We start from the raw sequence: 13,135 nt of genomic DNA, 5'->3' as shown, positions 1-13,135 counted from the left end.
GAAAGTTTTTACTTCCGTCAAGGCCGAGAAACGGCGGCAGCGGGACCAGAGGCGGCAAGGGAGCCGTCGGAGCGGGAGGAATTGCAGAAATGAACTACGCTTGTACCCCCATTACCGGGTTGTGCCGCCGCGTTGTCTTGCAGGGCGCGCTCGCCATTCTCGTCGGCTCGCTGCCGTTTGCGCAGCGCGCCCAGGCGGCCGACCCGATCAAGATCGGCCTGGTCACGGCGCTGTCGGGGCAGTCGGCCCGCGCCGGCGAAGCATTGACCCGCGGCGCCACGATCGCGATCGAGGAGATCAATGCGAAGGGCGGCGTGCTCGGCCGTCCGCTCGAACTGGTGCGTCGTGACGACGAAAGCAATCCCGCAAAGGGGCTAACCGCCGCGCGCGAATTGATCCAGCGCGAGAAGGTCGCGGTCCTGCTCGGCGGCCTCGATACGCCGGTCCAGCTTGCGATCGTGCCGTTCGTCAACAACGTCAAGATGCCGTTCGTGGTGCCGTGGGCCGCCGGAACCAACATCACGCAGAACGGCGCTGCGTCCAACTACGTGTTCCGCGTCTCGGCGATGGACGACGAGGTCGACAAGGCGATCGTCGCGTTCGCCGGCAAGACCTTCGCGGCCAAGAAGCCCGGCCTCATCCTCGTCAACAATCCCTGGGGCGAATCGAACGAGCATGGCCTGCGCGCCGCGCTGAAGGCCGCCGGGATCGAACCGGCCGGCGTCGAGAAGTTCGAGGCGAACGATGTCGACGTCGTCGCGCAATTGTCCCGGCTCAAGCAGGCGGGCGCCGATTCCCTGTTCCTGGTCGGCAATGTCGGTCCATCCTCGCAGGTCGTGAAATCGCTCGACCGGATGGGCTGGTCGCCGCCGATCGTGTCGCATTGGGGACCGGCGGGCGGCCGCTTCACCGAGCTTGCCGGGCCGAGCGCCGAGAGCGTCGTGTTCGTCCAGACCTACAGCTTCTTCGGCAACCTCTCGCCGGTCGGCAAGCGCGTGCTCGCCGAGCTGCAGGCCAAGTATCCCGACATCAAGGGGCCCGCGGACGTGACCCCGGCGGTCGGCTTCGCCAATGCCTATGACAGCGTGCTGGTGATCGCCGGCGCGATCCAGAAGGCCGGCAGCACCGATCCGACCGCCATTCGTGACGGCTTCTACGGAATCGACCGGCTGGAAGGCCTGATCAAGACCTATGACAAGCCGTTCGCCCAGGACAAGCACGATGCGCTGACGGCGCAGGACTACATCTGGGCCCACTTCGAAGACAACCACATCCTGCCATTCAAGAATTGACGGCAGCGGTCGTCCAGCAAGCAGATCGGGGTGATCATCAATGTCGTTTCTTTCGGCGATAATAACCGGAATGGCGCTGGGGAGCATGTACGGTCTGCTCGCGCTTGGCTTTCACGTCACTTACGCCGTGTCCGGCACGGTCAACTTCTCGCAGGGCAGCTCGATGACCTTGGGGGCCGTTGCCGGATACTTCTTCCTCGTGGTGTGGGGCTGGCCTGCCGCGATCGGCATCCCCGCGGTGCTGCTGGTCTGCGCCGTCTACGGCGTTCTGATCGAACGCTACGCGGTTCGTCCGTTCGTGCAGCGCGGATCGGACAACTGGCTGATGGCGACGGTTGCGGTCGGCATCATCGTCGACAATGTGATGCTGTTCGTGTTCGGCAAGGAGCCGCGCAGCTTCCCGTCGGTGCTCGCGGCCAAGCCGATCCAGATCGTGGAAGGGGCAGGGGTCTACCCCCTGCAGCTCCTGATTCCCGTGGTCGGCCTGCTGCTGGCCCTGGCGCTGCATCTGATCAGCCGCCGCACGCGGCATGGCGTCGCGATGCTTGCGGTGGTGCAAAATCCCAATGCCGCACGGCTGATGGGCATCAATGTCAGCGGCGCCATCGCCGCGAGCTACGCGGTGTCGGCGATGCTGGCGGGCGTCGCTGCGCTGCTGATCGCGCCGCTGCTCAACGTCTCCTCTGAGATGGGCACGCTGTTCGGCATCAAGGCGTTCGCCGCCGCGATCATCGGCGGTCTCGCCAGCGCCTGGGGCGTCATGCTGGCCGGAATATGCCTTGGCCTGATCGAGGTGTTCGCCACCAACTATCTCGGGTCGGTCTACACCCAGATCATCACGTTCGCTTCCGTCATCGTTATCCTCGTCATCATGCCGCACGGGTTGCTCGGCCGAGCTGGAGTTAAGAAGGTATGATTTCTCGCGCTTCCCTTCTGATCGCGGTCGCGGCATTCGCGATTGCCATCGGCTATGCCGCGGTCGCGGACAGCTACGCGGTGTTCCTGATCGCGACGATTTCTCTGACCGCGATCGCCTGCATCGGGCTCAACGTCCTGCTCGGCCTCGCGGGCCAGATCTCGCTCGGACATATCGGCTTCATGGCGATCGGCGCCTACACCACGGTGCTGCTGATGGAGAAGGCCGGCTGGCCCTACCTCGCCGCGACGGCGGGCGCTATCGTCCTGGTCAGCATCGTCGGCGGGCTGCTTGCGCTGCCGGCGCTGCGCGTGCGCGGGCCGTATCTGGCGATGGTGACGATCGCGTTCGGCTTCATCGTCGAACATGTCACGATCGAGTGGCGCGATCTCACCGGCGGCGGCAACGGCCTGATGCTGAGTGCGCCGCCCAGCGTGTTCGGCTATGCGCTGTCCGAGCGTTCGCTGGCCATCGCGGGCATCGTGCTGGTGTTTGCCGGCCTGTTCCTGTTCGAGCGGTTGAAGCGCAGCGGCTGGGGATATGCCATGCGCGCCGCCCGCGACACCGAGGTCGCGACGCGCTCGCTCGGCATCGACCTGGTGCATGTCCGCGCCGTGGCCTTCGTGATCTCGGCGGCGGCAATGGCGCTGGCCGGCGCGCTGTTCGCGCCGCTGCAGGGCTATATCAGCCCGAGCTCGTTTCCGTTCCTGCAATCGGTGCTGCTGCTGTTCGGCGTGATGGTCGGCGGCGCCGGCTCGGCGCTCGGCCCGGTGATCGGCGCCGCGCTGGTGGTGCTGCTGCCGGAAGCGCTGTCGGATCTCGCCGAATATCGCCTGCTGGCGTTCGGCGTGTTGCTGTTCGTCGTGCTGCGCGCCGCACCCTCCGGCATCGTCGGCCTTGTGGAGCAGCTCGTGGCAAAATTCCGGCCGGCGCGCAAGCCCGCGGCCGGGCCCGCGATCGCGGTGGCGAATGTCGATTCGGCGATCCTCGAAACGCATAACGCGGCGGGGCTCGACGTGACGGATCTCTCGATCTCGTTCGGCGGCGTGCGCGCCGTGCAGGGCGTGTCGTTCCAGGCGGCGCCGGGTGCCGTCACCAGCATCATCGGTCCCAACGGCGCCGGCAAGACCAGCGCGCTCAATCTGCTCTGCGGCTTCTACCGGCCGCAGGCGGGAACGGTGATGCTCGGCGATCGCGACGTCACCGGCATGACGTCGCATCTGCTGGCGCGGGTCGGCGTGGCGCGCACGTTCCAGACCACGCAATTGTTCGGCTCGCTCACGATCCTGGAGAACATCCTGCTCGCCGAGCGGGTTGGTCGTCTCGGCGGCGTCGTCTCCGCCTTGCGCAACGCGGAGACCGAGGGATTCGCCCGGTTCCTGCTGCGCTTTGCCGGTGTCGACGGCGACGTCGACCGGCTTGCGGATTCGCTGTCCCATGGCGAGAAGCGGCTGGTCGAGATCGCGCGTGCGCTGGCGCTGCGGCCCCGCATCCTGTTGCTCGACGAGCCTGCGGCGGGCCTTTCGAAGGGCGACAAGCAACGCCTGACCGCGCTGCTGCGGCGGATCGCCGATCTCGGGATTGCCGTCATCATCGTCGAGCACGACATGCCGATGATCATGTCACTGAGTGATCTCATCGTCGTGCTCGATGGCGGCAAGCGCATTGCGATCGGCGATGCGACGGCGATCCGCAATGATCCGGCGGTCCGCAAGGCCTATCTGGGCGATGCCACGCCGGGTGAGAAGAGCCGTGCGCCGCGGCCGGCGCGGCAGGGCACCGCACTCGAGGTCAAGGCACTCGACTCGTTCTATGGCCTGTCGCGCGCCCTGAACGGGATCGATCTGGTGGTCGCGCCCGGCGAGGCGGTTGCCGTGCTCGGCGCCAACGGCGCCGGCAAGACCACCCTGATGCGGTCGATCGCCGGTCTCGAACCGCCGCGATCCACCGGTGAAGTCCGGCTCGCCGAGACCCGCATCGACACGTTGCCTGCGCATGTCCGTGCCCGCGCGGGCGTCGTGCTCGTGCCGGAAGGGCGGCAGGTGTTTCCGGAACTGACGGTGAAGCAGAACCTTGAGCTCGGCGCCTATGCGCGCAAGGGCCTCGACCTCGATGCCGAGATCGAGGCGATGTTCGTGCGCTTCCCGCGGTTGAAGGAGCGTATCGAGCAGCGCGCCGGCCTGTTGTCCGGCGGCGAGCAGCAGATGCTCGCGGTGGCGCGCGGGCTGCTGACCGGGCCCAAGATCTTCATGCTGGACGAGCCGTCGCTCGGCCTCGCGCCACTCGTCGTCGATGAACTGTTTGCATCCTTTGAACGGCTGCGCAGCGAGGGCATGACCATCATGGTGGTCGATCAGATGGCAGGCCATGCGCTCGCGTTGGCCGATCGGGCCTATCTCCTGGAGACCGGCGCGATCCTGAAGAGCGGCGCCGCCGACATCATCGCCGAGGACCCGCTGCTTGAGGCGGCCTATCTGGGCGGCGAGGCGCAGGCCGGCGCGGCGCAGCGGTTCGCGGCGCAGGCACGCTGAGGGAGGCGAGGGCGGATGTTGGTCGGAGGCCGCGAAGCTGACGGAGGGCAGTCCGGTCGCATGGGGGCACGGGACGAACGGCGTCCCGGGCCCGCACCGACCGTCTGCGGTGACGTGGAAGTGGGGCTGCTTGCCGACCGGGCGCTTCGCGATCGCGCCGCGGGGCAGGTCGTCGCCGTATTCGAACGTTCGTTCTACGCCGTCATCGACGGGATCTGGATCTGCGTCGGACAGGCCGGCATCGGATCGGGTCCATTGCATGTGCTCGGCGATTTCCGATGGCCGCGACTGGCAGTCGGCGATCCCGTGCGGGTCGCGGACTCCATGCTGTGGATCGCAGGCGTGCCGCTGGCAAATCTCGCCTCGCGGACGATCTGGGCGCCGCGCGACGCACCGCATTGGTCGATCGGCAGCCTGCAACGCGGGCTTGATGCGGTCGATGCGGCGTGGGGCGATGAGCTGACGTCGGAAGGCCTCGCCGTGCTCGGCTCCGGACGTGTTCCGGGCGATGCTTCGCTGCTCGTTCGCGCTGCCATGCCCGGTCTCGCTGCCCTGGAACGAATCCTGTCGGGCTCGGATCACGATGCGGATCGCGACGCGGGACTTGGCAGCTTGATCGGTCTCGGGCCGGGGCTCACGCCGTCAGGCGACGATTTGATCGGCGGCGCGCTGATTGCGCTGGCTGCGCTGGGGCGCACCGAATGTCGCGATGCATTGTGGGAACAATGTCGTGCGCTGCTCGACGGCACCAATGACATCAGCCGGGTCCATTTGCGTGCGGCGGCGCTGGGTTACGGCGCAGCAGCGCTGCACGCCGCCATTCATGCAACGATGAGCGGCGAGGGCGCCGGATTTCGTCGCGCGCTCGCGGCACTGACGGCGATCGGACATACATCCGGACTGGATGCATTCGCAGGCAGTCTGGTCGTCCTGCGTCATGAATTGCGCGGATGATGATGCCGTTGCAGTCCAAATTTTGAGTTCTCCCAGACTGCTCCGAACGAAGTTCGGAGCATTTTTTTTAGCGGGAATTGCCTCTCGGCCAATCCATGAATCGACGGCGAACAGAGATTTCGCATTTTCCGAGAATCCGGTCTTGACTAAGTAAGTGTTTTCTTATTAGCTCGACAAAACGAAAACGAACTTTAGGGCGGAGACGATGACGGAACAGGATAGGCCGCAGTATCAGCAATTGCTGGCGCGCAAGGTCGAAGTCGTGAATGTCGGGCTTGAGGGGTTCGTGAAGGACCTTCGCGATTGCGACATCGGCGTCGTTCATGTCGACTGGAAGCCCTCGGCTGGCGGTGATCCGCAGATGGCGGCTCTGCTCGCGAAGCTCGGTGTGTGAGGGCGCACCGATGAAGCTGATCGAAGACGCAAACCAGCAAGCGCTCACCCGGATCCTCGAAGGGGAGCCGCGGCTGATCGACATCGTTCCCGCCCGTCAACTGATCCCGGACCTGCGCGAACGGATGATCCTCCACGCCGGACCGCCGATCTCCTGGGACCGGATGTGCGGCCCGATGCGCGGCGCGGTCGCCGGTGCCATCGTGTTCGAGGGCTGGGCAAAGGATCTGCCGACCGCGACCAAGCTCGCCGCCAGCGGCGAGATCGAATTTCATCCGAACCACCACTTTGGCGCAGTCGGCCCGATGACCGGCATGACGACGATGTCGATGCCGTTGTTCGTGGTCGAGAACGCGCGCTTCTCCAACCGCGCCTATTGCGCGATCAACGAGGGGCTCGGCAAGGTGATGCGCTTCGGCGGCAACGACGCGAGCGTGTTGAAGCGGCTCGCCTGGTTGCGCGACGTATTCGGGCCGACACTGGGCAAGGCGATCCGAGCCGCCGGCGGCATCGACCTGAAATCGATCGTCGCACGTGGCTTGTCGATGGGCGACGAACTGCATCAGCGCAATCTCGCCTGCTCGAGCGTTTTTCTGCGCGAGATCGCGCCCTGGATGGCGCGCACCTCGACCGACAACACCGTCCTCGCCGAGTGCCTCGCATTCATCGGGCAGAACGACCAGTTCTTCCTCAACATCGCGATGGCGATGGGCAAGGCGATCACCGATCCCGCCAACGGCATTCGCGGTTCGACCATCGTCACCACGATGTGCCGCAACGGCACCGATTTCGGCATCCGCGTCTCTGGGCTCGGCGAGCAGTGGTTCACCGCGCCGGTCGAAATGCCGGAGGGGCTGTATTTCGCCGGCTATTCCGAGAAGGACGCCAACCCGGACATGGGCGATTCCGCCATCGTCGAGACCATCGGCCTCGGTGGATTTGCGATGGCGGCAGCGCCGGCCGTCGCCGGCTTCGTCGGTGCCGGCGCGCCGTCCGAGGCCGGCAACTTCACCCGCTCGATGGGCGAGATCACGGTCGCGCAGAATCCGGAATGGACCATTGCGGCGATGGACTTCGCGGGCGTGCCGACCGGCATCGATATTCGCCTGGTTGTCGATTCCGGCGTGGTGCCGGTCATCAACACCGGTATCGCGCATCGCGAGCCCGGCATCGGCCAGGTCGGTGCCGGCGTGGTTAAGGCGCCGCTAGCGTGCTTCCAGCAGGCGATCGTCGCGATCGCCAAGGATTTGGGTGTGTCATGAACGTCGTCGTCCTGAACGAGGTCCGCAAGGGATTCTATCTCGACTCGGTCGCGCTGATGCGGCTGTCGCGCGAGGTGGCCGGCTCGCCCGGCGTGATCGAAGCGGCGTTGATGATGGGAACGCCGTCAAACGCTGCGATCATGCGCAATGCGGGGCTGCTGGAGGAGAGCACTGCGGTCAAGGGCAACGACCTCGTGATCGCGGTCAAGGCCGAGTCCGAGGCCGCCGCCCGCGAAGCGCTCGACAGCGCGATCAAGTCGCTCGACAAGCCGAAGACCCAGGGCGAGGCGCAGGCCGCCTGGCGGCCGCACTCGATTGCCGCCGCTGTCAAGGCGAAGCCGGAGATCAATCTTGCGCTGATCTCCGTTCCCGGCGAGTTCGCCGCCGCCGAAGCTCGCAAGGCGCTCAATCGCGGCCTGCACGTGCTGATGTTCAGCGACAACGTGTCCCTCGAAGACGAATTGTCGCTCAAGCAGCAGGCGCGGGCGGCCGGTCTCCTGATGATGGGGCCGGATTGCGGAACGGCCGTGATCGGCGGCGCGCCGCTGGCGTTCGCCAACAAGCTGATGCGCGGCAGGATCGGCATCATCGGCGCATCGGGTACCGGAACCCAGGAGGTCTCGTGCCTGATCTCGGAAGGCGGCGCGGGAATCTCCCATGCCATCGGGGTCGGCGGACGCGATCTGAAGAAGGATATCGGCGGCATCACCACGCTGATGGCGATCGATGCATTCGATGCCGATCCGGAAACCGACCATGTGGTGCTGATCTCGAAGCCGCCGCATCCCGATGTCGCGAAGTCCGTGCTTGAGCGGATCGGTCGGAGCAGGAAGTCGTACACCGTGTGCTTCATCGGAGCGTCGGAGGTCGAGGTCCCGCCGAACGCCCGCTTCTCGCCGACGCTGAAAGGCGCCGCGGAACTCGCACTGGGACACAAGCAAATCGGCGCAGACTTCGACGCGAACGCTGTCGCGTCACGGCTTCTTCGGAACGGTCGGGGCGGCATCGAGGGCTTGTTCGCCGGCGGCACGTTGTGCGCCGAGGCCCAGGTGATCCTCGCTGCCGCAGGCCGGAAGGTGGCGTCGAACGCCGCGATCCCCGGCGCGCTCAAGCTCGGCGTCGAGCCGAGCGGCGGGCGGGACCGCCTGATCGACCTCGGCGACGACGAATATACCCGTGGCCGGCCGCATCCGATGATCGATCCGTCCGTGCGTGACGATGCGCTGCGGGCCGCGCTCAAGAACCGCGATCTCTCGGTGATCCTGCTCGACCTGGTGCTCGGCTATGGCGCGCACGCCGATCCCGCCGAGCATCTGACCAGGATCGTCGCCGATCGCGGGCGGGATGCGCCGGTCTTGGTCGCGTCCGTCGTCGGCACCGAGCAGGACCCGCAAGGGCGCTCCGCCCAGGTCAGGAAACTTGAGCAGGCCGGAATCCTCGTTGCCCCGTCGAATGCGCAGGCCTGCGAGCTTGCGGTCGCCATCGTCCAGAATGCCGGGAGATAAGGAAATGCGTACACTCAATGACGTGCCGCGTCGCCTGGTGGTCGCGATCGGCGGCAATGCGGTTCACCCTGAGGATATCAGGGGCACCTCCCAGGAGCAGAAGTCGGTCGCGCAGATCACCGCGGAGGCGCTGCTGCCGCTGGCGCAGCTCGACAACGAGCTGGTCATCACCCACGGCAACGGCCCGGTGGTCGGCAAGATCATGATGCGTCAGATGCTGACGATGAGCCGGATTCCGCCGATGGACATGGACATCTGCGTCGCGCACAGCCAGGGCGGCATCGGCTATCTCCTGATGCAGGCGATCGAGAATGCGCTGCGCGAACAGGGCAACCAGCGGCATGTGGCAAGCCTGCTGACCCAAGTCGAGGTGGACAAGGACGATCCCGCGTTCAAGAATCCGACCAAGTTCGTCGGGCCGTTCTTTTCCGAGGACGAGGCCAAGAAGATCAGCGCGGAGCTCAATTGGGCGATGCGCGAGGATTCGGGGCGCGGCTGGCGTCATGTCGTGCCGTCGCCGAAGCCCAAGCATGTCTGCGACATCTCGCTGGTCGACGCATTGGTCAAGCGGGGAACGATCGTCATCGCGGGAGGCGGCGGCGGCGTTCCCGTGGTCCGCGACGCAAAGGGCGTGCGCACCGGCGTGCCGGCCGTGATCGACAAGGATCTGACATCCGCTCACATCGCCAATGTGCTGGGCATCGAGGAGTTGCTGATCCTGACCGCGGTCCCGCGCGTCGCAGTGAATTTCGGCAAGCCGAACAAGAGGGACCTGGATCAGGTCAGCCTCGAGGAAATCAAGGCTTACCACCGCGAAGGACATTTTCCTCCCGGCAGCATGGGACCCAAGGTCGATGCGGCGATCCGGTTTCTCGAGGGCGGTGGCAAGCGGGCAATCATCAGTCACCTCGATTGCGCCATGGCGGCGCTGCGGGGCGAGACCGGGACGCACGTCATTCAATAACCATCGGGAGTGGCGCATCGGCGGGATATCCGCCAGCGCCAATCCGTACCGAGTGTCGCGCAAGATGGCGGTCCGGTCTTCATGGCCGCAATGGCGCCGGCGCTCACCGAGCAGACGCAGTTGAGACGCCGGATCGGCGCCGCAACCGACCAGGCAATCGAGCTGGCCGCCGGCTGAAGCTCAAGCACAAGACAAACAAGCAGCCTGCGGGATTCAAGGGAACGACAGGGCCATGGCCATCCAATCCAGCATTAAGGCGAACCTGTACAAGGATTCCGTATCGTTGATGCGGATCTCGCAGGTCACGGTCGCGCGGACCGGCGTGCAGCGCGTCACGCTCTTGATGGGAACGCGCAGCAACAAGGAATTCCTGCAACAGGCCGGGCTGATGAGTCCGGCGCTCGAGGACGCCAAGCCCGGCGATATCATGATCGTCGTGGCGGACGAGGCGCCCGAAAAGCTTGCAGCCGCGGAGCGGGAGATTCACTCCCTGATCGTCGGCGAAGAGCCGAAGGGTGGCCCGGCCGAAGCGGCGGCGGAAGCGCCGCCGCGCTCGATCTCCCGCGGCGTCGCGATTGCCGATCACGCCGACCTTGCGTTGATCTCGGTGCCGGGTCCCTATGCGGCGGCGGAAGCGCTGAAGGCACTGCGGCAGGGCCTGAACGTGCTGCTGTTCAGCGACAACGTGCCGATCAAACAGGAGCAGGCCATCAAGCGCGTCGCGGCGCAAAAGGGCTTGCTGGTGATGGGGCCGGATTGCGGCACGGCCATCATCAATGGCGTGCCGCTTGGATTTGCCAACGTCGTTCGGCGGGGCGCGATCGGGCTGGTCGGCGCATCGGGCACCGGCCTGCAGGAAGTGATGTGTCAGATCCATCGGCACGGTCAGGGCATATCGCAGGCCATCGGCACCGGCAGTCACGATGTTTCCAGCGAGGTCGGCGGCATCACCATGTTGCAGGGTCTGGATCTGCTGGCCGCCGACGCGCAGACCAGGGTCGTCGCCATCGTCTCCAAGCCTCCTGCGCCCGATGTGCAGAAGCGGGTGATCGAGCGCGCCGGCAAGATCGGCAAGCCGGTCGTGATCTGCTTCCTCGGCGGCGAGCCGGCGGCATCGGCCGGCAATGTTCACCGCACGTCGTCGCTCGAGGAGACGGCGCGCCAGGCCGTCGCGCTTGCGGCGTCAAACCAGTTTGAGCGTGACGACGGAGCGATCGAGGCGTTGGTAACGCGGGTTTGTGCGTCGCTGGCGCCGTCGCAGCGCTATCTGCGCGGGCTCTATTCCGGCGGAACATTCTGCTCGGAGGCTCAGACCATTTGGCGATCGGTCGGCCTTCGGGTCCGGTCGAACGCGCCGCTTGCGGAGGCGGACCGTCTGGCCGATGTGGAAGCGAGCCAGGGACACACCGCGATCGATCTCGGCAGTGATGAATTCACGGTGGGGCGTCCGCATCCGATGATCGACTATGGCGTGCGGATCGAGCGGCTGCTGAAGGAAGCGGACGATCCGACCGTTGCCTGCATCGTCCTGGACGTCGTGCTCGGCTACGGCAGCCATCCGAATCCGGCGGAGATCCTGGCTCCGGCGATCCGCCGGGCGAAGGCCGCCGCGGGCGGGCAGGGGCGGGAGCTTCCCGTGATCTGCTTCGTCTGCGGCACAGATGCCGATCCGCAGGCCTACGAGACCCAGAAAGCCATGCTGGCGGACGCCGGCGCGGAGATTGTCGGCAGCAGCAGCGGCGCAGCCCGTGCCGCGCAAGCCATCGCGAGCCGCATGGCCGCTGACGACAACGCCACGGGACGTCGCGTCATGCAAGGTGGAGAACGATGATGAACGCAGCTCCTTCCGCGCTCCAGAACAAGACATCGGTCATCAGCCTCGGCGCCTCCGATCTCGATCGCGGCGTCGAAAGCAGCGGCGCCCCGCTGGTGCGTCTGCGCTGGCAGCCGGTCGGCGACGGCAGTCCCGAGGTGGCCTGGAGCCTCGCGCAGCTCGTTGGCGATACCACCGATGCGGATTGCTTGGGATCGCGGATCGATCGCGCCAATGCCGAAGTGCTCGAGCGGATCCTGACCGCGCAACCGGTATGGGTCGACATCGCGGCACATGCGTCGGAGGTCTGGCCGGACATGGGCCGGACGCTGCTCCATGCAGGTCCGCCGATCGCCTGGCACGATATGTGCGGCCCGATGAAGGGCGCGGTGGTCGGCGCAATCCTCTATGAGGACTGGGCGGCAACGCCGCGAGAGGCCGAGCAACTCGCCGCGTCAGGCCGGATCCGCTTCGCGCCGTGCCATGAATTCGGCGCGGTCGGGCCGATGACCGGCATCATCTCGCCCTCGATGCCGCTCTTTGTGGTGCAGAACAAGACCGCCGGCAATCGCGCCTATGCGCCGATGATGGAATCCGGCGGCGCCAAGACGCTGCGGTTCGGCGCGTTCGCTCCCGAGGTGATCGAAGGCCTCAAGCTCATCGAGACGGTGCTGGCGCCATGCCTGAAGGCCGCGGTCGCGGGCATCGAGGGCGGGTTGCCGCTGAAGCCGCTGATGTCGCAGTCGCTGCACATGGGCGACGATGTCCACAATCGCAACACGGCCGCAACCCTGCTGCTGTATCGCGCCGTTACGGAATCGCTGCTCAAGTCTTCGATCTCGCGCGACCTCGTTCACGAGACGCTGCGGACGATCGGGGCGGACGATATGTTCTTCCTGAGCCTGTCGATGGCGGCCTGCAAGGCGACCATGGACGCGGCGCACGGCGTGCCGTTCAGCAGCATCGTCACCGCGATGGCGCGCAATGGCGTCAATGTCGGCATCAGGGTCAGCGGACTGGACGGGCAGTGGTTTGTCGGTCCGGCCGACATCCCGGTCGGCCTGTTCCTGCCGGGCTTCAGCGAGGCCGATGCCAATCCGGATATCGGCGACAGCGCGATCACCGAAACCGCCGGGCTCGGCGCGTTCGCGATGGCGGCAGCTCCCGCGATGGTCCAGTTCGTCGGCGGCACGCCGCAGGACGCCCTGCGCTATTCGCGCGAGATGGCGCACGTCACGATCGGCCGCAATCCAGGCTTCACTCTGCCGATGCTCGATTTCATCGGAGCGCCGGTCGGCATCGACGTCCGCAAGGTCGTGGACGAGAGCATGCGGCCGGTCATCAACACCGCAACGGCGCACAAGGAGCCGGGCATGGGGATCATCGGCGCCGGCGTCGTGCAGGCTCCGATGAAGTGCTTCGTCGATGCCGTCGGCGCGCTGGCGACGATTGGCGCGGGATGAGATTGCTTCGAATCTGAAACTGACGGCGCTGCCGCGCCGCCG

At 66.2% G+C, this 13,135-nt stretch carries 10 protein-coding genes; all 10 read left to right on the top strand.

Annotated features, from left to right (window positions below):
• Nucleotides 1–89 precede the first annotated feature (89 nt).
• The 10 genes from CK489_RS32295 (at nucleotide 90) to CK489_RS32250 (ending at nucleotide 13,093) form a co-directional block, all read left to right on the top strand.
• Nucleotides 90–1,292, top strand: a complete 1,203-nt coding sequence (locus CK489_RS32295; RefSeq protein WP_095735141.1) for an ABC transporter substrate-binding protein — start codon at nucleotides 90–92, stop codon at nucleotides 1,290–1,292.
• 40 nt (nucleotides 1,293–1,332) lie between these two features.
• Nucleotides 1,333–2,208 (top strand): branched-chain amino acid ABC transporter permease, encoded by an 876-nt coding sequence (locus tag CK489_RS32290; RefSeq protein WP_095735140.1) that lies wholly within the window; start codon nucleotides 1,333–1,335, stop codon nucleotides 2,206–2,208.
• Nucleotides 2,205–4,739, top strand: a complete 2,535-nt coding sequence (locus CK489_RS32285) for a branched-chain amino acid ABC transporter ATP-binding protein/permease (RefSeq protein ID WP_095735139.1) — start codon at nucleotides 2,205–2,207, stop codon at nucleotides 4,737–4,739. Before CK489_RS32290 ends, CK489_RS32285 begins: the two co-directional genes overlap by 4 nt.
• Nucleotides 4,740–4,859: 120 nt before the next feature.
• Nucleotides 4,860–5,693 carry an oxamate carbamoyltransferase subunit AllH family protein gene (locus CK489_RS32280; protein WP_245350567.1) on the top strand — a complete coding sequence of 278 codons (834 nt, stop codon included), beginning with the start codon at nucleotides 4,860–4,862 and terminating at the stop codon, nucleotides 5,691–5,693.
• Between the two features lie 205 nt (nucleotides 5,694–5,898).
• Nucleotides 5,899–6,087: a hypothetical protein gene (locus tag CK489_RS32275; RefSeq protein ID WP_050625694.1), complete on the top strand. Its 189-nt coding sequence runs from the start codon at nucleotides 5,899–5,901 to the stop codon at nucleotides 6,085–6,087.
• A gap of 10 nt (nucleotides 6,088–6,097) precedes the next feature.
• The gene (locus CK489_RS32270; protein WP_095735138.1) at nucleotides 6,098–7,348 is read left to right on the top strand and encodes a YlbE family protein; all 1,251 of its coding nucleotides are present in this window, start codon (nucleotides 6,098–6,100) and stop codon (nucleotides 7,346–7,348) included.
• The gene (gene fdrA, locus CK489_RS32265) at nucleotides 7,345–8,853 is read left to right on the top strand and encodes an acyl-CoA synthetase FdrA (protein WP_095735137.1); all 1,509 of its coding nucleotides are present in this window, start codon (nucleotides 7,345–7,347) and stop codon (nucleotides 8,851–8,853) included. Before CK489_RS32270 ends, fdrA (CK489_RS32265) begins: the two co-directional genes overlap by 4 nt.
• A 4-nt stretch (nucleotides 8,854–8,857) precedes the next feature.
• The gene (gene arcC / locus CK489_RS32260) at nucleotides 8,858–9,817 is read left to right on the top strand and encodes a carbamate kinase (protein ID WP_095735136.1); all 960 of its coding nucleotides are present in this window, start codon (nucleotides 8,858–8,860) and stop codon (nucleotides 9,815–9,817) included.
• A gap of 232 nt (nucleotides 9,818–10,049) precedes the next feature.
• Entirely contained in the window at nucleotides 10,050–11,648 is a 1,599-nt protein-coding gene (gene fdrA / locus CK489_RS32255; RefSeq protein WP_095735135.1) for an acyl-CoA synthetase FdrA, read from the top strand.
• Complete coding sequence (locus tag CK489_RS32250; RefSeq protein ID WP_095735134.1) at nucleotides 11,648–13,093, top strand: YlbE family protein; 1,446 nt, start codon at nucleotides 11,648–11,650, stop codon at nucleotides 13,091–13,093. The genes fdrA (CK489_RS32255) and CK489_RS32250 overlap by 1 nt, the downstream gene beginning before the upstream one ends.
• Nucleotides 13,094–13,135 lie beyond the last annotated feature (42 nt).

It is taken from the genome of Bradyrhizobium sp. UFLA03-84 (assembly GCF_002289535.1).
Taxonomy (GTDB): Bacteria; Pseudomonadota; Alphaproteobacteria; order Rhizobiales; family Xanthobacteraceae; genus Bradyrhizobium; species Bradyrhizobium viridifuturi.
This window is presented reverse-complemented; position numbering and strand designations above follow the sequence as displayed.

Excerpts from the sequence above, each read along its gene's own strand:
- CK489_RS32295 (WP_095735141.1), top strand. The coding sequence starts at position 90 with ATGAACTACGCTTGTACCCCCATTACCGGGTTGTGCCGCCGCGTTGTC.
- CK489_RS32290 (WP_095735140.1), top strand. The coding sequence starts at position 1,333 with ATGTCGTTTCTTTCGGCGATAATAACCGGAATGGCGCTGGGGAGCATG.
- CK489_RS32285 (WP_095735139.1), top strand. The coding sequence starts at position 2,205 with ATGATTTCTCGCGCTTCCCTTCTGATCGCGGTCGCGGCATTCGCGATT.
- CK489_RS32275 (WP_050625694.1), top strand. The coding sequence starts at position 5,899 with ATGACGGAACAGGATAGGCCGCAGTATCAGCAATTGCTGGCGCGCAAG.
- CK489_RS32270 (WP_095735138.1), top strand. The coding sequence starts at position 6,098 with ATGAAGCTGATCGAAGACGCAAACCAGCAAGCGCTCACCCGGATCCTC.
- fdrA (WP_095735137.1), top strand. The coding sequence starts at position 7,345 with ATGAACGTCGTCGTCCTGAACGAGGTCCGCAAGGGATTCTATCTCGAC.
- arcC (WP_095735136.1), top strand. The coding sequence starts at position 8,858 with ATGCGTACACTCAATGACGTGCCGCGTCGCCTGGTGGTCGCGATCGGC.
- fdrA (WP_095735135.1), top strand. The coding sequence starts at position 10,050 with ATGGCCATCCAATCCAGCATTAAGGCGAACCTGTACAAGGATTCCGTA.
- CK489_RS32250 (WP_095735134.1), top strand. The coding sequence starts at position 11,648 with ATGAACGCAGCTCCTTCCGCGCTCCAGAACAAGACATCGGTCATCAGC.